Raw genomic sequence first — 20,737 nt, forward strand, 5'->3', positions numbered from 1 at the left:
CATGACGTGGCGGTAGGCCGCACCGGAACTGGAATCCGGGCGGATGAACGATCGGCGACGCCGATCCTTTCGATGACAAGGGGATTGAAATGGGGTTGTCCGCGGCCGTTCCGGCGACGCCTTCCGCCGGCTTGACGATGCCTTCGCGCGCCGCCGCGCGGCGGTTCTCCGTGGCGGCCGCGATCGCGGCGCTGATCGGGACGGGCGTGTGGGTCGCTTTCCACGAGCCCTATACCGCCGGCTCGCCGCTCGGTTACAACCTGGGCCTCGTGGGCGGGGTGCTGATGCTCACGCTGCTGCCCTACGCGCTGCGCAAGCGCCTGCGCTGCCTGCGCAGCATCGGCACGATGCGCGGCTGGTTCCTGTTCCACATCGCTGCCGGACTGTTCGGGCCCCTGCTGGTGCTGTTCCATTCGACCTTCCGCATCGGCTCGTTCAACGGCGGGGTCGCACTCGCGAGCACTCTGCTGGTGACCTTCAGCGGCATCGTCGGGCGTTTCCTGTATCGCAAGGTGCACCGCGGCCTGTCGGGCAGCCGCGCGACGCTGAAGGAGCTGGAGGGCACGCTGCAACAGCATCTGGACGCGCTGCAGCCGCAGCTGCAGGTGCTGCCGGCGATCGGTGACGACGCCCGGCGCTATATCGATCACGCGACCGCTCAGCCCGCCAGGCGCTGGCAGCGCGCGGTGCATTTCATGTCGCTCGGTGGACGCCGGCACCTCGTTCGCCGCAGCATCCGCCGCGCCGTTCGCGTGACCGCCGTGCGCGCGAATCCGGCAGGGCGTCACCAACTCACCCAACTCCTGCACACGATCGACGCCGCCACGGCGACCGCGCAGCGCACCGCCCAGTTCACGACCTACGAACGGCTGTTCGCCCTGTGGCACGTGATCCACATCCCCTTCCTGTTCCTGCTGGTGCTTTCCGCCGTCGTACACGTGATCGCGGTGCATGCGTACTGAGGGCCCGCTCGCCCGTGTCGCGGCCCTGGTGGTGCTGTGGCTGGTGCTCGGCGCAGCGTCGGCGTGGGGCCAGTCGCTGGAGTCGGTGGTCATGCCGGGCGCCGTGATCAAGGGGCACGCCGACGTCGAGCACGAATGCGGCGAATGCCATGTGCGCTTCAGCCCGAGTTCGCAGCCGCAGCGCTGTCTCGCGTGCCACCGCGACGTGCGCGCCGACGTGCGCGACGGTGCGGGCTACCACGGGCGCCTCAAGGAAGAGCAGTGCCGTCGCTGCCATACGGACCACAAGGGGCGCGACGCGAAGGTGGTCGTCTTCGACGAGAAGAAGTTCGACCACCGCCAGACCGATTTCCAGCTGCGCGGCGCCCACCGCGGCAAGGAGTGTTCGGGCTGTCACCGCACGGGCAGGAAATACCGCGACGCGCCGCAGGATTGCTACAGCTGCCACCGCGGCAACGACAAGCATCGCGAAGGCCTCGGCCAGCGCTGCGAGAACTGTCACGTCGAGGACAACTGGAAGGTCGCGCGCTTCGACCACGGGCGCACGCGCTTCCCGCTGCTGAACCGTCACGCCCGCGCGCGCTGCGCCGACTGCCACGTCGACGAGCATTACGCCGGCACGGCGCGCGAGTGCGTGTCCTGCCACCGCAAGGACGATGCGCACAAGGGACACAACGGCCCGCGCTGCGAGAGCTGCCACACCGAGCAGGACTGGAAGGCGACGATCTTCCGTCACGACCGCGACGCCAACTACGCGCTCCTCGGCCGCCACCGCACGATCGAATGCACGGCCTGCCACCGCGCGCCGCTGTATTCCGAGAAGTTGCCGACGCAGTGCATCGCCTGCCACCGCCAGGACGATTCCCACAAGGGCGTGCTGGGCGAGAAGTGCGCGAGCTGCCATAACCCGGAAGGCTGGAAGAGCGGGCGCTTCGACCACGACCAGAACACGCGCTTCGCGCTCAAGGACAAGCACCGCAGCGTCAAGTGCGAGAGCTGCCACAAGGACCCCGGGATGCGCGAGAAGCCCGCGCTCGAATGCGTCGGCTGCCACCTGCGCGACGACCGCGAACGCGGCCACAAGGGGCGCTACGGCGGGCGCTGTGCCGCGTGCCACGTGGAGCAGGGCTGGCGGACGATCGTCTTCGATCACGAGCGCGACACCAGATTCCCGCGCGCCGGCCGCCATCGCGCCGTGAAGTGCGACGCCTGCCACCGCGACGGCCCGTTCCGCGCGAGGACCGACGACCGCTGCCACGCCTGCCACAAGGAGGACGACATCCACTTCGGCAGCTTCGAGCAGAAATGCGACACCTGCCACCTGCCCGACGATTGGCGCAAGATCCTGCGCGCGGCCACGGACAGGTTCTGCCGCGGCGGCACCGAACCGGGCGCGCATCGGCGCGACGACGACCCGCCGAAGGCGGCGTTCTGGATTCCCGCCTGCGCCCCGGCCAACGACCTGCCCGCGCGCCCCGCCCGCCGCGACGACGGGCGCACCCCCGATGCCGGACGCCGACCATGAAAGACAGCCTGATCTGGACGCTGTACGCGTCGCCCCTCATCATCGCCCTGGCCTACCACTTCGCACAGCGTACCGGCCGCGAGGCACGCTCGCAGGCGGTGCTCGAGGAAGCGCTGCAGGCCGGCATGGCCGAGCCGTCGAGCCGCTACCCGGTGGTCGACCCGGCGGTGTGCATGGGCGGCGGCGCCTGCGCGCGCGCCTGTCCGGAAGAGGCGATCGGCTTCGTCGGCGGCAAGGCCCATCTCGTCGACCCGGCGGCCTGCATCGGCCACGGCACCTGCGCGCCGGCCTGTCCGGTGGAGGCGATCACGCTCGTCTATGGCACCTCGAAGCGCGGCATGGACATCCCGCAGGTGGCGCCCAGCTTCGAGACCAACGTGCCAGGCATCTTCATCGCCGGCGAGCTGGGCGGCCTCGGGCTGATCCACAACGCCATCGACCAGGGGCGTCTGGCGATCGAATCGGTCGCGAAGAAACGGGCCGAGGGCGACCTGCTCGACGTCGTGATCGTCGGCGCCGGCCCGGCCGGGCTTGCGGCAACGCTGGGGGCGATGGAGAAGAAGCTGCGCTTCATCACGCTGGAGCAGGAAAACGCGCTCGGCGGCACCGTGAATCACCGCTTCCCGCGCAACAAGCTCGTCATGACCTACCCGGTGACGCTGCCGCTCGCGGGCAAGCTGAAGGTGCGCGAGATCCTCAAGGAAGCCCTGCTCGGCCTGTGGCAGGCCGCCGCCGACCGCGTGAAGATGCCGGTGAACTACAACGAACGCGTCGAGCAGGTGACGCCCCTCGACAAGGGCTTCGTCGTGCGCACCAACCGCGCCGAATACCGCAGCGCCAACGTGCTGCTGGCGCTGGGCCGCGGCGGCACGCCGCGCACGCTGGGCGTGCCGGGGGAAGACCTGCCCAAGGTCGTGTACCGCCTGACCGACGCCGAGCAGTACCGCGGCCAGGCCGTGCTCGTCGTCGGCGGCGGCGACAGCGCGATCGAAGCGGCCGTATCGCTCGCCGCCGAGCCCGATACGCGCGTCACGCTGTCGTACCGCGGCGACGCCTTCGGCCGCGTCAAGCCGAAGAACCGCGACCGCCTCGCCGAGGCCGAGCGCGCCGGGCGCCTGACCGTGGTGCTGAGCTCGACCGTCACCCTCGTCGAGGCCGATCGCGTCATGCTCGACCACAAGGGCCAGGGGCTTGCGCTCGACAACGACACGGTCATTGTCTGCGCGGGCGGCATCTTGCCCACGGCGATGCTCAAGGCGATGGGGGTCGAAGTCGAGACCAGGTACGGCAGCGCGTGACGCGCCTGCCGACCGGGGGCCCGCGACCGGCGCCGATGCGTAGGCGTTCGCCGCCACGGCGTCTTACAATGCGGGTTACGCAAGCCACTTGCCCCCGGAGCGCGGGTGATCGGTCGAACCGTCACCGGCAGCCGCGATGAAACTCGATGAACTTTCCCTGTTGCGCTACTGCAGCCTCGCGATGACCGCCGCCGAGGAGGGGCGCCCGTATGTCGTCGAATCCGACGGCCTGCGCTCGCTGCACTTCGATGGCTTCACCGTGCAGAGCCAGATGCGCCTGGACGATCCCGCCGCGCTCGCGATCGACTACACGCGCACGATGATGGGTTTCCTGCTCTTCAACCCCGAACCGTGCGACATCGTGATGATCGGACTCGGGGGCGGTTCGCTGGCGAAATACTGCCTGCGCACCTTGCCCCGCGCCCGCTTCACCGCCGTCGAGATCGATCCCGACGTGATCGCGTTGCGCGACGCCTTCGGCATCCCGCCCGACAGCGAGCGCTTTCGCGTGGTGTGCGCGGACGGCGCGACCTACGTGCGCGAACGCGCGCACGCGCCTGACGTGCTCCTGATCGACGGCTTCGACCGCGGCGGCCAGCCGGAGCGCCTGTGCTCGGCGGGATTCTATGACGACTGCCACTCGCTGCTCGCCGACGGCGGTGTGCTGGCGGTCAACCTCTGGTCCGGCGACCGCCGCTACGGGCTGTACGCGTCGCGCATCCGCGACAGCTTCGAGGATCGCTTCGTCGCGGTCGGCGCCGAGGAGGACAGCAACCGCATTGCATTCGCCTGCAAGGGGCGCGGATTCCCGCCCCGGCGTTCGCAACTCCTCGAACGGGCGCGAAAGCTCACCGCCCATCACCCGATCGGGATAATGTCGACGGCGCAGCGCATCCAGGGCCGCCTCGAGCGGCGCGCGCACTACCGGCCCGACCTGTGGGACGAGGACGGCCGAAGAACGCGGGGGGCGTGAGGGCACATCACGGCGGCGCGGGCGCCGGCAGTCGCGGCGCGCGGGGCGTCACAGCACGGAGGTCGAGAGCCATGAGCCACAAGCACATCGCGCTGATGCGCGCCATCTTCCAGGACCCGATCAGTGCCAACATCCACTGGCGTGAGGTCGAATCGCTGCTCAATCACCTCGGTGCCACGATAGAACCGGCGCATGGCGCGCGGTTTCGCGTCGTGCTCAACAAGGTGGAAGGCTTCCTGCATTACCCACACCATGGCAGCGCGTGCACGAAGCAGGACATCAAGCAGCTGCGCGAGTACCTTGCGCACGCCGGCGTGAGCCTGTCGGCATACGAGCAGGAGCACGGCGGGCACGCTTAGCGGGGAAAGCGCTCAAGGCGGGCAGAGTGCTTGCCTTCTGTCACATGCATGTCCAGTCATTTGAGTTATGCTGATGGGGTCGATCGCCGGGGAAGCCGGCGCGACTCGTCCCCAACATGGATTGCCTCGCCCTTGGCGCGCACGACCGTCGTGCGTCAGGGGCGAGGCTCAGCGGAACCTGAATGACATGACTGAACAAACGCGCGATTTTTCGGAGAGCCTCGGCTACCGGTTCGAGGATCTGAAGGTGGGCATGACCGCCGCAAGCGGGCGCACCGTCACCGATGGCGATATCCTGATGTTCGCAGGCGTATCGGGCGACACGAACCCGGCCCACCTCGACGACGAGTTTGCCAACGCCTCGATGTTCGGTGGCCGCATCGCCCACGGCATGCTGTCGGCGAGCTACATCTCCGCCCTGTTCGCGAACAGGCTGCCCGGGCCGGGCTGCATCTACCTGTCGCAGACGCTGAAGTTCAGGGCACCGGTGAAGCCGGGCGACACGGTGGTCGCGCGCGTGACGCTGAAGGAACTCAACACCCCCAAGCGCCGCGCCATTTTCGATACCGTCTGTAGCGTGGGCGGCAAGGTGGTGCTGGAGGGCGAGGCGGAGATGCTGGTGCCGGCGCGCGACTGAGGCATTCGCGGCCCGCGCAGGGCCGCAACGCGGACGCAAAAAACGGGAGGGACGCGCTGCGCGACCTCCCGTTTTTTCTTGCTGCCGGTCGAACGGGACCCGGTTCAGCCCTCGGTGCGCTTGTCGCGTTCGATCAGCGCGTAGGCCGAGTGGTTGTGGATGGATTCGAAATTCTCCGATTCCACCACGTAGCGGTCGATGCGCGCTTCCGCGTTGAGCAGCCCGGCGACGTCGCGCACCATGTCTTCGACGAACTTCGGGTTCTCGTAGGCGCGCTCGGTCACGAACTTCTCGTCCGTGCGCTTGAGCAGGCCGTAGAGCTCGCACGAGGCCTGGCTCTCGACGAGCTGGACCAGCTCCTCGATCCACAGGAAGTCGTTGGTCTGCGCCGTCACGGTGACGTGCGAGCGCTGGTTGTGCGCGCCGTATTCGGAAATCTTCTTGGAGCACGGGCACAGGCTCGTCACCGGCACCACGACCTTCATCTCGAACACGTACTCGCCGCCGTCGCGCAGCTCCGCGACGAAGGTCACTTCGTAGTCCATCAGGCTCTGCACGCCGGAAACCGGGGCGGTCTTGTTGATGAAGTACGGGAAGGACATCTCGATCACGCCGGTCTCGGCTTCGAGGCGCTTGACCATCTCGCGCAGCATCGGCTCGATCGACTCGACCGAGATTTCCCGCTCGTTGCCGTTGAGCAGTTCGATGAAGCGCGACATGTGGGTGCCCTTGAAGTTGTGGGGCAGCCCGACATACATGCTGAAGGTCGCGATCGTGTGCTGCACGCCGCCGCTCTTGTCGCTGACGCGGATCGGGTGGCGGATCGACTTGATGCCAACCTTGTTGATGGCCAGCTGACGACTGTCCTTGGAGTTCTGGACGTCAGGGATGGCTTGGCTCTCTTGGGCTTTCATGTGGCGTTCTCTGTTTGGTTGCAGCCGTGTAATGCTACCATTTCCCGACCAAATCGCTCAGCTATTGCGCACATAGATGTGCTCAATCGCGCTCAGGATCCCGACCGGGTGCAGGCCGACCTGTTCGAAGAGCTGGCTCTGGTCGCCATGATCGACGAAATGATCGGGCAGGCCAAGGCGCAGCAGGCGCGGGCGCTGCGGCAGGCTCTCGAGCACGCGCGCGACCTCCGAGCCGGCGCCGCCGATCACCGCGTTTTCCTCGAGCGTCACGATCAGTTCGTGACTGCCGGCCAGTTCTTCGATCAGCGCCGCGTCGATCGGTTTCACGAAGCGCATGTTGGCGACCGTCGCGTCGATCTGCTCGCCGGCGAGCAGCGCGTTGGTGAGCAGGCTGCCGAAGGCGAGGAGGGCGACCTTCTTGCCGTGGCGGCGGATTTCGCCCTTGCCCACGGGCAGTTCGGCCATCGCCGCGGTGGGGGGGACGTTCATGCCGCTGCCGCGCGGATAGCGGACCGCGGTGGGGCCGTTGTGGCGGTAGGCGGTGTACAGCATCTGCCGGCACTCGTTCTCGTCCGCGGGCGTCATCACGACCATGTTCGGGATGCATGCGAGGAAGGACAAGTCGAACGCTCCGTGGTGCGTGGCGCCGTCGGCACCGACGAGGCCGGCACGGTCGATCGCGAAGACGACCGGCAGGTTCTGCAGCGCGACGTCATGGATGAGCTGATCGTACGCGCGCTGCAGGAAGGTCGAATAGATCGCCACCACCGGCTTGAAGCCCTCGCAGGCAAGGCCGGCCGCGAAGGTCACGGCGTGCTGCTCGGCGATGCCGACGTCGTGGTAGCGGTCCGGGAACTCCTTCGCGAAGCGCACCATGCCCGAGCCTTCGCGCATCGCCGGGGTGATGCCGACGACCTTGTCGTCGCGTGTGGCGATGTCGCACAGCCAGTCGCCGAACACCTGGGTGTAGGTAAGCTTGCCGCCGCCCTTGCCGCTCTGGATGCCCGCGCGGTGGTCGAAGCTCGACACGCCGTGGTAGAGGATGGGATCGACTTCGGCGAGCTTGTAGCCCTGGCCCTTGCGCGTGATCACGTGCAGGAACTGCGGGCCCTTGAGCCGCTTGAGGTTCTGCAGCGTCGGGATCAGCGCCTCGAGGTCGTGGCCGTCGATCGGGCCGTAGTAATGGAAGCCGAATTCCTCGAACAGCGTGCCCGGCGTGATCAGCCCCTTCACGTGCTCCTCGACCTTGCGTGCGAAGTCGAGCATCGGCGGTGCGACGCCGAGGACCTTCTCGCCGGCGCGGCGCGCGGCGTTGTAGGTGCTGCCCGAGAGCATGCGCGCGAGGATCTTGGTCAGCGCGCCGACCGGCGGCGAGATGGACATCTCGTTGTCGTTGAGGATCACCAGCAGGTTGATGTCGCTGGTGTCGCCCGCGTTGTTGAGCGCCTCGAAGGCCATGCCGGCCGACATCGCGCCGTCGCCGATGATGGCGATCGAGCGCTGTTCGGTGTCGCCGCGGTCGCGCGCGGCGACGGCCATGCCCAGCGCGGCGGAGATCGACGTCGAGGAGTGTGCGGTGCCGAAGGTGTCGTATTCGCTTTCGCAGCGCCGCGGGAAGCCCGAGATGCCGCCGAAGCGGCGCAGGCCGCTCATCGCGTCGCGGCGTCCGGTGAGGATCTTGTGGCCGTAGGTCTGGTGGCCGACGTCCCAGACGATGCGGTCGTCGGGGGTGTTGAAGATGTAGTGCAGGGCGATCGTGAGCTCGACGGTGCCCAGGTTCGACGACAGGTGCCCGCCCGTCTTCGAGACGGACTCGATCAGGAAGGCGCGCAGTTCGGTGGCAAGGGCTTGCAGTTCGCGCCGGTCGAAGCGGCGCAGGTCGGACGGGGAATCGATGCGGTGCAGCAGGGGGTACTGGGGCATGTTGTTGTCCGGCACGGCGGAATTCAGAATCTGCGATGGACGATGAAATTCGCCAGTTCGTCCAGTCTCGCGGCCGCGGCGCCGAAGGACGCAATGGCGGCGCGCGCGTCGGCGAGCAGGGCATCGGCCAGCGTGCGCGCTTCGGACAGGCCGAGCAGCGTGACGTAGGTGGGCTTGTTGTGGTCGGCGTCCTTGCCCGCGGTCTTGCCGAGGGTGGCGGTGTCGGCCTGGGCGTCGAGGATGTCGTCGACGACCTGGAACAGCAGGCCGACGAGCTTGCCGTAGCGGTCGAGCTGCGCGAGCGCGTCCGGCGCGAGCGGCGCGCCGCACTGCGCGCCGAGCAGCACCGACGCGCGGATCAGCGCGCCGGTCTTGTGGATGTGCATGAACTCGAGCTCTTCGCGCGTGAGCTGCTTGCCCACGGCGCCGAGGTCGATGGCCTGTCCGCCGGCCATGCCGCGCGAACCGGAGGCGCGCCCGAGGAGGGTCACCATTTCCAGCTGCACGGCGGGGCTGTCATTCACGGGCCCTTCCGCGATCGTCTGGAAGGCGAGCGCCTGCAGCGCATCGCCGACGAGCAGCGCGGTGGCTTCGTCGTATTCGACATGCACCGTCGGCTTGCCGCGCCGCAGGACGTCGTCGTCCATGCAGGGCAGGTCGTCATGGACGAGGGAATACGCGTGGATCAGCTCCACCGCACAGGCGGCGCGGTCGAGGCGCTCGGGCGCGGCGCCGGCAAGTTCCCCGGCGGCATGGACGAGCAGCGGCCGGACGCGCTTGCCGCCGCCCAGGACGGCGTAGCGCATCGCCTCGTGGAGGCGCTGCGGCGCGATGGAGGCTTCGGGCAGGAGGGCGGCGAGGGCGGCTTCGGTGCGCTGCTGGACGCCTTCCATCCAGGCGGCGAAATGATTCTGGCTCACTCCGGGCTCCTCTTGTCTTCGCCGGTACCGAGCGGCGCGAGCTCACCGTTTTCGAGCTGCAGCACCCGCTGTTCGGCCGCCTGCAGGGTTTCCTGGCAGAACTTCAGCAGGCTGGCACCGCGCTGGTAATGTTCCAGCGCCTGCTCGAGCGTGATGTTGCCGGTTTCCATTTCCTGCACGATCGATTCGAGTTCGGCGATGGCCGATTCGAAGGATTTCGGCGAGTTTGCCGTGTTTGCCATGACGCGAGGCCGGGCCGATAAAAGGGAGAAAAGTAACCGATCGCGCTACTGGCGGTCAAATTACTTCTCGCATAGAATGCCCTGCTGATTTTTCCGAATTTCTTGACTTTACATGGGAGGTTCGGGGGTGTCCGACCTTGCATCCAAGGCCAAATTGTCCCCGGCGGTGTCTCAGTTGCCGGTGTCGGCGTATTTCGACGACAAGCTCTTCGAGCTCGAGAAGCGCCTCTTGTTCCAGGCCGGGCCGGGTTATGTCGGGCATGAATTGATGGTGCCGGAAGTCGGCAGCTATCGGTCGCTCGAATGGCTCGATCATTCCAAGCTTTTGTTTCGCAGCGATGACGGCGTGCATCGCCTGTCGAACATCTGCCGCCATCGCCAGGCGATCATGCTCGAAGGCGCGGGCAAGACCGAGCGCATCGTGTGCCCGATCCACCGCTGGACCTACGACCAGAAGGGCGAACTGCTCGGGGCACCGCACTTCCCCGAGAACCCCTGCCTCAACCTGAAGCGCGACGCGCTGGAGACCTGGAACGGCCTGCTGTTCGCCGGTCCGCGCTCGGCCGCGGTCGATCTGGCGGGCATGGACGTGGCGGGGCAGTTCGACTTCTCCGGCTACAAGCTCGATCGCGTCGAGATCCACGAGTGCAAGTACAACTGGAAGACCTTCATCGAGGTCTATCTCGAGGATTACCACGTCGTGCCCTTCCACCCGGGACTGGGCAGCTTCGTGACCTGCGACGACCTCACCTGGCAGTTCGGCGACTGGTACTCGGTGCAGCGCGTGGGCATCACCTCGCTGGCCAAGCCGGGTTCGCCGACCTACCAGAAGTGGCACCAGGCGGTGCTCGACTACCACGGCGACAAGCGGCCGGCGCAGGGGGCGATCTGGCTCACCTACTATCCCAACGTGATGGTGGAGTGGTATCCGCACGTGCTGGTCGTCAGCACGCTGATTCCGCAGGACGTGAACCGCACGACCAACGTGGTCGAGTTCTACTATCCGGAGGACATCGTCGAGTTCGAGCGCGAGTTCGTCGAGGCCGAGCAGGCGGCCTACATGGAAACGGCGATCGAGGACGACGTGATCGGCGAGCGCATGGATCGCGGCCGCTGGGCGCTGCTGCAGGAAGGGCGCAGCGAGGTCGGCCCCTACCAGTCGCCCTACGAGGACGGCATGCAGCACTTCCACGAGTTCTATCGGCGGATCATGCGGGAGCATCTGCGCGATTGACCCGCCAACCAGGGTTCATCCGTCTGCCCTGAGTCGAAGAGCCAGGCTCGGCAGGGCTTCGACAAGCCCGGCCCGAACGGTATTTGGTTGCCGGGTTGATAACCCGGCATGCATGGTCAGGCGTCGCCCTGCAGCTCCCTGGGCAGCGGGAAGGTGACGCGTTCGGGAACGCCGTCGAGGGTGCGTACCGAGCCGCCGCCCAGCGACTTGAGGCGTTCGATCACGGCGTCCACCAGGACTTCGGGCGCCGACGCGCCCGCGGTCACGCCGATGCGCTTCCTGCCTTCGAGCCAGGCCGGGTCGATCCCGTCGGCATTGTCGATGAGGTGCGCCGGCACGCCCAGCAGCTCCGCCACTTCGCGCAGGCGGTTGGAGTTGGAGCTGTTGCGCGAGCCGACGACGAAGACGATGTCGACGCGCGGGGCCATGAACTTCACGGCGTCCTGGCGGTTCTGCGTCGCATAGCAGATGTCGTCCTTCTTCGGTCCGACGATGGCCGGGAAGCGCGCGCGCAGCGCGGCAACGAGCGTCGCCGCGTCGTCGACCGAGAGGGTGGTCTGCGTGACGTAGGCGAGCTTCTCGGGGTCGGCGACCTGCAGCGTTGCGACGTCCTCGACCTTCTCGACGAGATGGATGCCGTCCCTGACCTGGCCCATCGTGCCTTCGACTTCCGGGTGGCCCTTGTGGCCGATCATGATGATCTCGCGGCCTTGGTCGCGCATGCGGGCGACCTCGATGTGCACCTTGGTCACGAGCGGGCAGGTGGCGTCGAACACGCGCAGGCCGCGTTTTTCGGCCTCCGCGCGCACCGTCTGCGGTACGCCGTGGGCGCTGAAGATCACGGTGTTGCCGGACGGGACCTCGTCGAGCTCCTCGACGAACACCGCGCCCTTGGCGCGCAGGCCGTCGACGACGAACTTGTTGTGCACGACTTCGTGGCGCACGTAGATCGGTGCGCCGAAGCGTTCGAGCGCGCGCTCGACGATCTCGATCGCCCGTTCCACCCCGGCGCAGAAGCCGCGCGGGTTGGCGAGCAGGATTTCAGGGTCGTTCATTATGGTCTCTGTGTCGGGGTCGGGGCGCTGCGTCGGGGCTCAGAGGACGCCGATGATGTCCACCTCGAAGCGGATGGTCTTGCCGGCGAGCGGATGGTTGAAGTCGACGATCGCGCGGACGTCGTCGATCTCGCGCACGAGGCCCGAGTAGCGGGTGCCGTCCGGCGCGCCGAATTCCATGATCGTCATCGGCTCGATCTCCTGGTCGGCCGGCATGTGCTCGCGCTTCACGTGCTCGACGAGTTCCGGATTGTAGGGGCCGAAAGCCTGCTCCGGCGCGAGCGTGAAGAGCTGGCGGGTGCCGACTTCGAGGCCTTCGAGCACGCGCTCGAGGCTCGGGAGGAGATCGCCGCAGCCAAGCTGCAGCGTCGCCGGCGTGCCCTCGAAGGTGCTGATGAGCGGTTGGCCGTTTTCCAGTGCGATGCGGTAGTGCAGCGTTACGAGGCTGTTCGGTTGGACGGTCTGCGTCACGATGGGTTCTCCGGATTGGTGTTGCGCGGGGCGCGGAACTGCGCCCACAGCATCAGGGCGACGCCGACGGTGATCGCCGAGTCGGCAAGGTTGAAGGCCGGCCAGCCGTAGCGGCCGACGTGGAAGTAGAGGAAATCGACGACCGCGCCATGCACGACGCGGTCGATCACGTTGCCCAGGGCGCCGCCGATGAGCAGGCTGAAGGCGAGCGGCAGCAGGGTCTCCCGCTGGTGCTGGCGCAGCAGCGTCAGCAGCCAGCCGCTGACGCCGAGCGCGAGGACGACGAAGAACCAGCGCTGCCAGCCGGAATGTTCGGCGAGGAAGCTGAACGCGGCGCCCGGATTGTAGACCAGCACGAGCTGGAAGAAGCCCGTGACCGGAATGCCTTCGCCGAAGTCGAGGTTCGACAGCACGAGCCATTTCGTCAGCTGATCCAGGCCGATCACCAGCGCCGCGAGTTCGAGCCAGCCGAAGAAGCGGCGCGTCAGCGGGACGCCGCCGCGCGCCGCGGGCGAGGCTGCGGTCGAATCACGCATGGACGCGCGTTTCCCCCGGGCCGGTCAGGTTGTCGTGGCAGCGGCCGCACAGTTCCGGGTGGTCGGCGTGGCTGCCGACGTCCTCGCGGAAATGCCAGCAGCGCCCGCACTTCGCGTGCGAGGAGGGTGTGGCGTCGATGCCTTCGGCCGCCTCGTCGGCAACGCGGACGAGCTCGGCGCGCGAGGTGATCAGCACGAAGCGCAGGTCCTCGCCGAGGCTCGCGAGCGCGTCGAAGCGCGCGCCGCTCGCGCGGACCGTCACTTCGGCCTGCAGCGAGGCGCCGATCCGGCCTTCCGTGCGCAGGCCTTCGAGCACCTTCTGCACCTGGGCGCGCGACTCGCGGATCAGCTCCCAGCGCGCGGCGTTCTCGGCCCCGCCGGCGGCTTCCGGTAGCGTGTGCCAGGTGTGCAGCATCACGCTGTCTTCGGCGTCACCGCCGACGATCTGCCAGATCTCCTCGGCGGTGAAGCTCAGGATCGGCGCCATCATGCGCGTGATCGCCTGCGTGATGTGCCACAGCGCGGTCTGTGCGGCGCGGCGGGCGAGCGAGTCGACCTGCGTCGTGTACAGGCGGTCCTTCAGGATGTCGAGGTAGAAGGCGCCGAGGTCCTCGGCGGCGAAGTTCTGCAGCGCCTGCACGATCTTGTGGAACTCGTAGCGTGCGTAGTCGCCCGTGACCTGCTCCTGCAGGCGGCGCGTGAGCTCCAGCGCGTAGCGGTCGATGTCCAGCCACTCGCCGACCGGCACGCCGTTCTTCTCGATGTCGAAGTCGGCGGTGTTGGCGAGCAGGAAGCGCAGCGTGTTGCGCAGGCGGCGATAGACTTCGACGACGCGGTCGAGGATCTCCTTCGAGATCGTCAGCTCGCCCGAGTAGTCGGTCGCGGCGACCCACAGGCGCAGGATCTCGGCGCCCAGCTTGTCGGAGACTTCCTGCGGGGCGACGACGTTGCCTTTCGACTTCGACATCTTCTTGCCCTGGCCGTCGACGACGAAGCCGTGCGTCAGCAGGCCGTCGTAGGGGGCGCGGCCGTCGAGCGCGCAGCCGGTGAGCAGCGAGGAATGGAACCAGCCGCGGTGCTGGTCCGAGCCTTCGAGATAGAGGTCGGCCGGCCAGCGGCTGTCGGCGGCGTGCGAGCCGCGCAGCACGGTCCAGTGCGTGGTGCCGGAATCGAACCACACGTCGAGCGTGTCGCGCATCTTGTCGTATTGCGCCGCCTCGGCGCCGAGGAGTTCGGCCGCGTCGAGCTTGAACCAGGCATCGATGCCTTCCTGCTCGACGCGCTTGGCGACTTCCTCGATGAGTTCGAGGCTCTTCGGATGCGGCTCGCCGCTTTCCTTGTCGAGGAACAGCGGGATCGGCACACCCCAGTTGCGCTGGCGCGACACGCACCAGTCGGGGCGGTTGGCGATCATCGAGTGCAGGCGCGCCTTGCCCCACGCGGGGAAAAACTGGGTTTCGTCGACCGCCTTCAGCGCCAGTTCGCGCAGGGTCGGCGCGCCGGCCTCGATGGCTTCGCGCCCCGGGAGGCGATCCATGCCGACGAACCATTGCGTCGTCGCGCGGTAGATCACCGGCGTCTTGTGGCGCCAGCAGTGCATGTAGCTGTGCGTGATGTTGCCGGAGGCGAACAGGCTGCCGACTTCGGCGAGCTTCTCGACGATCTTGGGGTTGGCGTCCCACACCGACAGGCCGCCGAAGAAGGGCAGGCTCTCGTGGAACACGCCGTCGCCTTGCACCGGGTTGAGGATGTCGTCGTTGCGCATGCCGTAGCGCATGCACGACTGGAAGTCGTCCAGGCCGTAGGCGGGCGCGCTATGGACGATGCCGGTGCCGGCGTCGGCTGCCACGTAGTCGCCGAGGAAAACCGGCGAGACGCGGTCGTAGAACGGGTGGCGGAACTGGATGCGGTCGAGCGCGACGCCCCGTGCGGCGGCGAGCACGCGGCCTTCGAGCGCGTAGCGTTCGAGGGCGGAGGCGCGCAGTTCGGCGGCGAGGATCACGAGGCCCTTCGGGGTCTCGACCAGTTCGTACATCAGTTCGGGATGGACGTTGAGCGCCTGGTTGGACGGGATCGTCCACGGCGTGGTGGTCCAGATCACGATGTAGACCGGCTGCTCGGGCAGCGCATCGAGGCCGAAGGCGCGCGCGAGCTTGGGACGGTCCGCGTCGGTGAGCGGGAAGCCGACGTCGATCGCGGGCGACTTCTTGTCCTGGTATTCGACTTCCGCCTCGGCCAGCGCCGAGCCGCAGTCGAAGCACCAGTTCACCGGCTTCAGGCCCTTGAACAGGAAGCCCTTGCGGTACATCTCGCCGAGCGCGCGGACCTCGTCGGCCTCGTTCGAGAACTGCATCGTGCGGTAGGGGTGATCCCAGTCGCCGAGCACGCCGAGGCGGATGAAGTCCTTCTTCTGGCGTTCGATCTGCTCGCCGGCATACTCGCGGCACAGCTCGCGCGCGCGGTCGGCGGGCAGGTGCTTGCCGTGCTGCTTCTCGATCTGGTGTTCGATCGGCAGTCCGTGGCAGTCCCAGCCCGGCACGTAGGGGGCGTCGAAACCGGCCATCGTCTTCGAGCGGACGATGATGTCCTTGAGGATCTTGTTCACCGCGTGGCCGATGTGGATGTCGCCGTTGGCGTACGGGGGGCCGTCGTGCAGGATGAACTTGGGCCGGCCGGCCGCGGCCTTGCGGATCTTCTGGTAGAGCTTCTTCTGCTGCCAGGCGGCGATCCAGCCCGGCTCCCGCTTGGCGAGATCGCCGCGCATCGGGAAGGGGGTGTCGGGCAGGTTCAGGGTCTTGCGGTAGTCAGCCATGGTGGGTTCCGGCGTCAGGGCGATCAGCGACGATCGAGGACAAAAGGATTGGCGGCGAACCAGGCGCGGGCGTCGGACGCGTCCCGGGCGATCTGGGCCTTGAGGGCGTCGAGCGAGGGAAACTTCATCTCGTCGCGCAGCTTCCTGAGGAAATGCACGCGCAGGTGGGCGTCGTAGCAGTCGCGGGTCCAGTCGAAGAGGTTCACTTCGAGCGTGGGACGCCCGGCGCTGGTGACGGAGGGCCGCACGCCGATGTTGGCGACGCCGGCGACCGGCGCATCGCCGAGGCCTTCGACGCTCACCGCGAACACCCCGGCGAGCGCGGGGCGGCGGTGCTTCATCTGGATGTTGGCGGTCGGGAAGCCGAGCTTGCGGCCAATCTGGTCACCGCGGATCACCCGTCCGGCGATGCTGTAGGGACGGCCCAGCAGGCGTGCGGCGTGGTCGAGGTCGCCGTCGGCGAGGGCTTCGCGCACGGCCGAGCTCGAGGCGCGTTCGCCGGCGACATCGAGCGTGGGCATCGCCTCGACGGCAAAGCCCTGGCGGGCACCGCGCGCCTGAAGCAGCGCGAAGTCGCCCTGGCGGCGGGCACCGAAGCGGAAGTCGTCACCGATGATGAGATGGTGCACATCGAGACCGCGCACGAGGATGTCGTCGATGAACTGGTCGGCGGTCAGTGCCGCGAAGCGGGCGTCGAAACGGCACACGTGGATGCGGTCGACGCCGGCCGCGGCGAGCAGCAGCAGCTTTTCGCGCAGCGAGGCGAGGCGGGCAGGGGCGTCGGCAGGGGAGAAGTATTCGCGCGGATGAGGCTCGAACGTCATCACCACCGCGGGCAGCGACTTCGCGCGCGCGGTGTCGATGAGCATCTGGAGCAGCGCCTGGTGGCCGCGATGCACACCGTCAAAGTTTCCGATGGTGAGCACCGAAGGTTGTGCGGCGTGCTCGGGAATCCCGCGAAAAACCTGCATAACCGCCTGAAAAAGCCGTAATTATAACGACAACGCGCACGCTCTGGGGGGCGCACGCGGCGCGGACAGGGCAATCGGAAGCGCGGCCGGATCCTTGCGGGGGAAGGGGCGAGCGTGTCCGTTCGGCGGCGTGCGGGCGGGGAATCAGTCGAGCTGGGCGATCCTGGTGCGGCCGAGAGGTGGGTTGTCTCGGAAATAGCGCCGCAGGCCCTTCAGGATCGCGTTGGCCATCTTGTCCTGGTAGGCGTCGTCGTTGAGGCGCTGCTCTTCCTCGGGATTGCTGATGAAGGCCGTCTCGACGAGGATCGATGGGATGTCCGGTGCCTTCAATACCGCAAAGCCGGCCTGCTCGACCTGGCCCTTGTGCAGGGTGTTGATGTCGCCCAGTTCGTTGAGCACGGCCTTGCCCAGCTTGACGCTGTCGTTGATCGTCGCGGTCTGCGACAGGTCGAGCAGCGTGCGGGCGAGGTGGCCGTCCTGCTTGGCGAGGTTCACGCCGCCGATGAGGTCGGCATCGTTCTCCTTCTGGGCGAGCCAGCGTGCCGCGGAACTGGACGCGCCGCTCTCCGACAGCACGAACACCGAGCTGCCGCGCGCGTCGGGGCGCACGAAGGCGTCGGCGTGGATCGACACGAAGAGGTCGGACTGCACGCGCCGCGCGCGCGTCACGCGCTGGCCCAGCGGCACGAAGTAGTCGCCGTCGCGCGTGAGCACCGCGCGCATGTTCGGTTCGGCGTCGATCTTCTGCTTCAGGCGGCGCGCGATCGACAGGGTGACGTTCTTCTCGAAGCTGCCGCGCGAGCCGACCGCGCCCGGATCTTCGCCGCCGTGGCCGGGGTCGAGCACGATGGTGACGAGGCGGTTGGCTGCCGGGCGCGTGGCGCGCCGGCCGTTCGGCGCCTGGTCGACGGTTTCGGGGCGCGCGATCTGGGCGGGGGCGTCGGCGGAAGTCCGCGCGTCGCCGGTCTGTCCCGCCGCGGTGTCCATCGGCGAGGACTTCTCGATCAGGGCGAGGAGCGGATCGACGGGCGTCGTCGGGTACAGGTCGAGCACGAGGCGGTGGCCGTAATTGCCGACCGGCGCCAGCGTGAACACCTGCGGGTTGATCTCGCTCTTCAGCTCGACGACGAGGCGCACGACGCCGGGGCGGTTGCGGCCCGCGCGGATGAGCTTGATGTAGGGGTCGGAGTCGAGCACCTTGGACGGCAGCGACTGCAGCACGCTGTCGAACTCGACGCCTTCGAGGTCGACCACCAGGCGGTGCGGGTCGGTGACGAGGAGATGCGTGTACTTGAGCTGCGAGTTGCCTTCAATCGTGACGCGCGTGTATTCGGCCGCGGGCCACACGCGCACGGCGAGAAGGCTGGTCGCGGCCGCCCTGCCGACGGGGCTGACGAGCAGCGCGAGCGTGGCGCCGGCGAACTTCAGCAGGTCGCGCCGGGTCACGCCGGGTTCAGCGTTCATGAGGGGTTCCGGCTCAGCTCCGAATCCAGTTTGCGTGTGCATGTCCGTCCTGCCTCCGTCAGTGCCAGCGCTTCCAGGCGCCGGCCCGAGCCGGATACGGTGAGGCAAATTTCGACGTCCGGTGCGGCGATGTAAGGCGCCGCCTTGTCCGGCCATTCGACCAGACACACCCCGTTTCCATCGAAATATTCGTCCAGCCCTGCTTCCAGATATTCTTCTGGGACTGCGAAGCGATAAAAATCAAAGTGATATAAGTGTAATCTAGAAACAAGGTAAGGTTCAATCAAGGTGTACGTGGGACTTTTCACTTTTCCCGCGTGACCGAGTGCTCGCAGGGCCCCGCGTACGAGGGTGGTTTTGCCCGCGCCGAGGTCGCCGCGCAGGTAGATGACGAGGCCGGCACGAAGGGCGGCTGCGAGCGCCGCGCCGGCCAACTCGGTGTCGCGTTCGTCGTCGAGGTGAGCCGCAAGGGGGCTGGTATCATCTGCCCGGTGAAGAACGTGAATCATGCTGAAGTCTCTGCGGATGTCGCATCCGACGCGTCGCTGGGCGCACTCGTCGGGCGGATGAAGGTGTGGGCCGGGGAGCTCGGGTTCGCCGATCTGGCCGTCTCCGGTGTCGATCTGTCGTCCGCCGAGCCGGGACTGGAAGCCTGGCTGGCGAGCGGATTTCACGGCGAGATGGATTATATGGCGCGCCACGGCATGATGCGGGCACGTCCCGCGGAACTGGTGCCCGGCACGCTGCGCGTCGTCAGCGTGCGCATGAACTACTGGCCGCAGGCCGCGGATGCGCAGGCCACGCTCGCAGACGGCGGGCGGGCCTACATTTCGCGCTACGCGCTGGGGCGCGACTACCACAAGCTGGTGCGTAACCGCCTGCAGAAACTGGCGGAGCGGATCGCGGCCGAAATGCCGCACGGTTATCGTGTGTTCACCGATTCCGCGCCGGTGCTCGAAGTCGAGCTGGCAAGCCGCGCGGGGCTGGGCTGGCGCGGCAAGCACACCCTGCTGCTCAATCGCCGTGCCGGGTCGTACTATTTCCTCGGCGAGATCTTCACCGACCTGCCCCTGCCGGTCGACGCGCCCGAGGCGCCGCATTGCGGCAGCTGCCGCGCCTGCCTCGACGCGTGTCCGACGGGCGCGATCGTTGCGCCCTACCAGGTCGATGCGCGCCGCTGCATCTCCTACCTGACGATCGAGCTCAAGGGCGCGATCCCCGAGGAACTGCGCCCGCTGATCGGCAACCGCATCTACGGTTGCGACGACTGCCAGCTCGCGTGTCCGTGGAACCGCTTCGCGCAGCTCGGCGCGGAGCCGGATTTCGCGCCGCGCCATCGGCTGGATGAGGCGAGCCTGGTCGAACTCTTCGCCTGGAGCGAAAGCGAGTTTCAGGCGCGCATGGCGGGCAGTGCGATCTACCGCATCGGCTACGAGCGCTGGCTGCGCAACCTCGCGGTCGGCCTGGGCAACGCGCCCGGCACGCCCGAGGTGATCGCGGCGCTGCAGGCGCGTGCCGACGACCCGTCCGGACTGGTGCGCGAGCATGTCGGCTGGGCTCTCGCCCGGCACGGCCTACGGGGCACCTGAGCTTGCGCTAGAATTCGTTTTTGTCCTGAACTGGTTTCTGCATTGGACTCCTCCCGACCCATAGGCGTCTTCGATTCGGGCATCGGCGGGCTCACCGTCGTGCGCGCCCTGATGGAGCGGCTGCCGCTCGAGCGCATCGTGTATTTCGGCGACACGGCGCGCGTGCCCTACGGCGTGAAGTCGGTCGCGACGATCGAACACTTCACCGCACAGATCACCGAGTTCCTGCTGCAGCAGGACGTGAAGATGCTGATCGTCGCGTGCAACACGATGGCGGCGGTGGCGGCCGACGTGGTGCGGCGTCTGGCGCGGGACATTCCGGTGCTCGACGTGATCGAGGCCGGCGCGCATGCGGCGGTCGCGGAGTCGAAGGGGCGCGGCATCGGCGTGATCGGCACGCCGACGACTGTCAACAGCAATGCCTACGCGCGGCGCATCCACGCGCTGGATCCCGGCGTGCGCGTGTATTCGCAGGCCTGCCCGCTGTTCGTTCCCCTGGTCGAGGAGGGGTGGCTGGATCATCCGGTGACGCGGCTGACGGCGCAGGAGTACCTGAAGCCGGTGCTCGCCGAGGAGGTCGGCTGTCTCGTCCTCGGCTGCACCCACTATCCGTTGCTGAAGCCCCTGCTGCGCGATGTCGTCGGGCCGGGCGTGCGTCTGGTCGATTCCGCGATCACGACGGCCGAGCTGGCGGCCGCGAAGCTGCAGGAGCTCGGCATCGCCAGCACGCAGGCGGGGCCGACAGCCTATCGCTTCGTCGTCACCGACGTGCCGCTGCGTTTCCAGACCATAGGCGAGCGCTTTCTCGGGCGTTCGCTCGGCGTGGTCGAAAAGGTCGAGTGGTAAGACGGC

General features: G+C 67.7%; 20 protein-coding genes. 9 read left to right on the plus strand and 11 right to left on the minus strand.

Going from position 1 to position 20,737, the window contains the following annotated elements; all coding sequences use genetic code 11:
• Positions 1-89 precede the first annotated feature (89 nt).
• The 6 genes from GPA22_RS17495 to GPA22_RS17520 all read left to right on the plus strand — a co-directional run bounded on the left by GPA22_RS17495 (position 90) and on the right by GPA22_RS17520 (position 5,754).
• Positions 90-962, plus strand: a complete 873-nt coding sequence (locus tag GPA22_RS17495; protein ID WP_169257340.1) for a hypothetical protein — start codon at positions 90-92, stop codon at positions 960-962.
• The gene (locus tag GPA22_RS17500; RefSeq protein ID WP_169257341.1) at positions 952-2,487 is read left to right on the plus strand and encodes a cytochrome C; all 1,536 of its coding nucleotides are present in this window, start codon (positions 952-954) and stop codon (positions 2,485-2,487) included. Before GPA22_RS17495 ends, GPA22_RS17500 begins: the two co-directional genes overlap by 11 nt.
• Positions 2,484-3,785, plus strand: coding sequence for an NAD(P)-binding domain-containing protein (locus GPA22_RS17505; protein ID WP_169257342.1), 1,302 nt, complete (start codon positions 2,484-2,486; stop codon positions 3,783-3,785). The genes GPA22_RS17500 and GPA22_RS17505 overlap by 4 nt, the downstream gene beginning before the upstream one ends.
• Before the next feature lie 136 nt (positions 3,786-3,921).
• Positions 3,922-4,758 carry a spermine/spermidine synthase domain-containing protein gene (locus GPA22_RS17510; RefSeq protein ID WP_169257343.1) on the plus strand — a complete coding sequence of 279 codons (837 nt, stop codon included), beginning with the start codon at positions 3,922-3,924 and terminating at the stop codon, positions 4,756-4,758.
• A gap of 71 nt (positions 4,759-4,829) precedes the next feature.
• Positions 4,830-5,117 carry a type II toxin-antitoxin system HicA family toxin gene (locus tag GPA22_RS17515; RefSeq protein ID WP_169257344.1) on the plus strand — a complete coding sequence of 96 codons (288 nt, stop codon included), beginning with the start codon at positions 4,830-4,832 and terminating at the stop codon, positions 5,115-5,117.
• 187 nt (positions 5,118-5,304) lie between these two features.
• Entirely contained in the window at positions 5,305-5,754 is a 450-nt protein-coding gene (locus tag GPA22_RS17520; RefSeq protein ID WP_169257345.1) for a MaoC family dehydratase, read from the plus strand.
• 104 nt (positions 5,755-5,858) lie between these two features.
• Here GPA22_RS17520 and folE2 read toward each other — a convergent pair whose 3' ends face one another.
• Genes folE2 through xseB form a run of 4 tightly spaced genes read right to left on the minus strand, consistent with a single transcriptional unit; the run spans position 5,859 to position 9,753 of the window.
• Positions 5,859-6,668 carry a GTP cyclohydrolase FolE2 gene (folE2, locus tag GPA22_RS17525; RefSeq protein ID WP_169257346.1) on the minus strand — a complete coding sequence of 270 codons (810 nt, stop codon included), beginning with the start codon at positions 6,666-6,668 and terminating at the stop codon, positions 5,859-5,861.
• 57 nt (positions 6,669-6,725) lie between these two features.
• Positions 6,726-8,591, minus strand: coding sequence for a 1-deoxy-D-xylulose-5-phosphate synthase (dxs, locus tag GPA22_RS17530; protein WP_169257347.1), 1,866 nt, complete (start codon positions 8,589-8,591; stop codon positions 6,726-6,728).
• A 23-nt stretch (positions 8,592-8,614) separates the two neighbouring features.
• Positions 8,615-9,484, minus strand: coding sequence for a polyprenyl synthetase family protein (locus GPA22_RS17535; RefSeq protein ID WP_169257368.1), 870 nt, complete (start codon positions 9,482-9,484; stop codon positions 8,615-8,617).
• 23 nt (positions 9,485-9,507) lie between these two features.
• Positions 9,508-9,753 carry an exodeoxyribonuclease VII small subunit gene (gene xseB / locus GPA22_RS17540; protein WP_169257348.1) on the minus strand — a complete coding sequence of 82 codons (246 nt, stop codon included), beginning with the start codon at positions 9,751-9,753 and terminating at the stop codon, positions 9,508-9,510.
• Positions 9,754-9,880: 127 nt separating this feature from the next.
• On the opposite strand from xseB, the gene GPA22_RS17545 reads away from it, so the two are divergent.
• The gene (locus tag GPA22_RS17545) at positions 9,881-10,987 is read left to right on the plus strand and encodes an SRPBCC family protein (protein WP_169257349.1); all 1,107 of its coding nucleotides are present in this window, start codon (positions 9,881-9,883) and stop codon (positions 10,985-10,987) included.
• Positions 10,988-11,103: 116 nt separating this feature from the next.
• On the opposite strand, the gene ispH is transcribed toward GPA22_RS17545, so the two are convergent.
• The 7 genes from ispH to tsaE form a co-directional block, all read right to left on the minus strand.
• Positions 11,104-12,042, minus strand: coding sequence for a 4-hydroxy-3-methylbut-2-enyl diphosphate reductase (ispH, locus tag GPA22_RS17550; protein ID WP_169257350.1), 939 nt, complete (start codon positions 12,040-12,042; stop codon positions 11,104-11,106).
• A gap of 39 nt (positions 12,043-12,081) precedes the next feature.
• Entirely contained in the window at positions 12,082-12,513 is a 432-nt protein-coding gene (locus GPA22_RS17555; protein WP_169257351.1) for an FKBP-type peptidyl-prolyl cis-trans isomerase, read from the minus strand.
• Positions 12,510-13,049, minus strand: a complete 540-nt coding sequence (lspA, locus tag GPA22_RS17560; protein WP_211169199.1) for a signal peptidase II — start codon at positions 13,047-13,049, stop codon at positions 12,510-12,512. Before lspA ends, GPA22_RS17555 begins: the two co-directional genes overlap by 4 nt.
• On the minus strand, positions 13,042-15,861 hold the full coding sequence (gene ileS / locus GPA22_RS17565) for an isoleucine--tRNA ligase (RefSeq protein WP_169257352.1): 2,820 nt from the start codon (positions 15,859-15,861) through the stop codon (positions 13,042-13,044). The genes lspA and ileS overlap by 8 nt, the downstream gene beginning before the upstream one ends.
• Before the next feature lie 23 nt (positions 15,862-15,884).
• Positions 15,885-16,832 (minus strand): bifunctional riboflavin kinase/FAD synthetase, encoded by a 948-nt coding sequence (locus tag GPA22_RS17570; protein ID WP_169257353.1) that lies wholly within the window; start codon positions 16,830-16,832, stop codon positions 15,885-15,887.
• Between the two features lie 144 nt (positions 16,833-16,976).
• Positions 16,977-18,296 (minus strand): N-acetylmuramoyl-L-alanine amidase, encoded by a 1,320-nt coding sequence (locus GPA22_RS17575; RefSeq protein WP_211169200.1) that lies wholly within the window; start codon positions 18,294-18,296, stop codon positions 16,977-16,979.
• Positions 18,293-18,805: a tRNA (adenosine(37)-N6)-threonylcarbamoyltransferase complex ATPase subunit type 1 TsaE gene (gene tsaE / locus GPA22_RS17580; protein WP_169257355.1), complete on the minus strand. Its 513-nt coding sequence runs from the start codon at positions 18,803-18,805 to the stop codon at positions 18,293-18,295. The genes GPA22_RS17575 and tsaE overlap by 4 nt, the downstream gene beginning before the upstream one ends.
• 57 nt (positions 18,806-18,862) lie before the next feature.
• Here tsaE and queG point away from each other — a divergent pair, with 57 nt between their 5' ends.
• Entirely contained in the window at positions 18,863-19,885 is a 1,023-nt protein-coding gene (queG, locus tag GPA22_RS17585) for a tRNA epoxyqueuosine(34) reductase QueG (protein WP_169257370.1), read from the plus strand.
• Between the two features lie 42 nt (positions 19,886-19,927).
• The gene (murI, locus tag GPA22_RS17590) at positions 19,928-20,731 is read left to right on the plus strand and encodes a glutamate racemase (protein ID WP_211169201.1); all 804 of its coding nucleotides are present in this window, start codon (positions 19,928-19,930) and stop codon (positions 20,729-20,731) included.
• Positions 20,732-20,737 lie beyond the last annotated feature (6 nt).

This window comes from Aromatoleum toluvorans, assembly GCF_012910905.1.
Taxonomy (GTDB): Bacteria; Pseudomonadota; Gammaproteobacteria; order Burkholderiales; family Rhodocyclaceae; genus Aromatoleum; species Aromatoleum toluvorans.

Coding starts and splice junctions, on each gene's coding strand:
- GPA22_RS17575 (WP_211169200.1), bottom strand. CDS start 18,296: ATGAACGCTGAACCCGGCGTGACCCGGCGCGACCTGCTGAAGTTCGCC.
- GPA22_RS17495 (WP_169257340.1), top strand. CDS start 90: ATGGGGTTGTCCGCGGCCGTTCCGGCGACGCCTTCCGCCGGCTTGACG.
- queG (WP_169257370.1), top strand. CDS start 18,863: ATGAAGGTGTGGGCCGGGGAGCTCGGGTTCGCCGATCTGGCCGTCTCC.
- GPA22_RS17510 (WP_169257343.1), top strand. CDS start 3,922: ATGAAACTCGATGAACTTTCCCTGTTGCGCTACTGCAGCCTCGCGATG.
- dxs (WP_169257347.1), bottom strand. CDS start 8,591: ATGCCCCAGTACCCCCTGCTGCACCGCATCGATTCCCCGTCCGACCTG.
- folE2 (WP_169257346.1), bottom strand. CDS start 6,668: ATGAAAGCCCAAGAGAGCCAAGCCATCCCTGACGTCCAGAACTCCAAG.
- xseB (WP_169257348.1), bottom strand. CDS start 9,753: ATGGCAAACACGGCAAACTCGCCGAAATCCTTCGAATCGGCCATCGCC.
- GPA22_RS17515 (WP_169257344.1), top strand. CDS start 4,830: ATGAGCCACAAGCACATCGCGCTGATGCGCGCCATCTTCCAGGACCCG.
- GPA22_RS17535 (WP_169257368.1), bottom strand. CDS start 9,484: ATGGAAGGCGTCCAGCAGCGCACCGAAGCCGCCCTCGCCGCCCTCCTG.
- GPA22_RS17500 (WP_169257341.1), top strand. CDS start 952: ATGCGTACTGAGGGCCCGCTCGCCCGTGTCGCGGCCCTGGTGGTGCTG.
- tsaE (WP_169257355.1), bottom strand. CDS start 18,805: ATGATTCACGTTCTTCACCGGGCAGATGATACCAGCCCCCTTGCGGCT.
- GPA22_RS17505 (WP_169257342.1), top strand. CDS start 2,484: ATGAAAGACAGCCTGATCTGGACGCTGTACGCGTCGCCCCTCATCATC.
- GPA22_RS17570 (WP_169257353.1), bottom strand. CDS start 16,832: ATGCAGGTTTTTCGCGGGATTCCCGAGCACGCCGCACAACCTTCGGTG.
- lspA (WP_211169199.1), bottom strand. CDS start 13,049: ATGCGTGATTCGACCGCAGCCTCGCCCGCGGCGCGCGGCGGCGTCCCG.
- GPA22_RS17520 (WP_169257345.1), top strand. CDS start 5,305: ATGACTGAACAAACGCGCGATTTTTCGGAGAGCCTCGGCTACCGGTTC.
- ispH (WP_169257350.1), bottom strand. CDS start 12,042: ATGAACGACCCTGAAATCCTGCTCGCCAACCCGCGCGGCTTCTGCGCC.
- ileS (WP_169257352.1), bottom strand. CDS start 15,861: ATGGCTGACTACCGCAAGACCCTGAACCTGCCCGACACCCCCTTCCCG.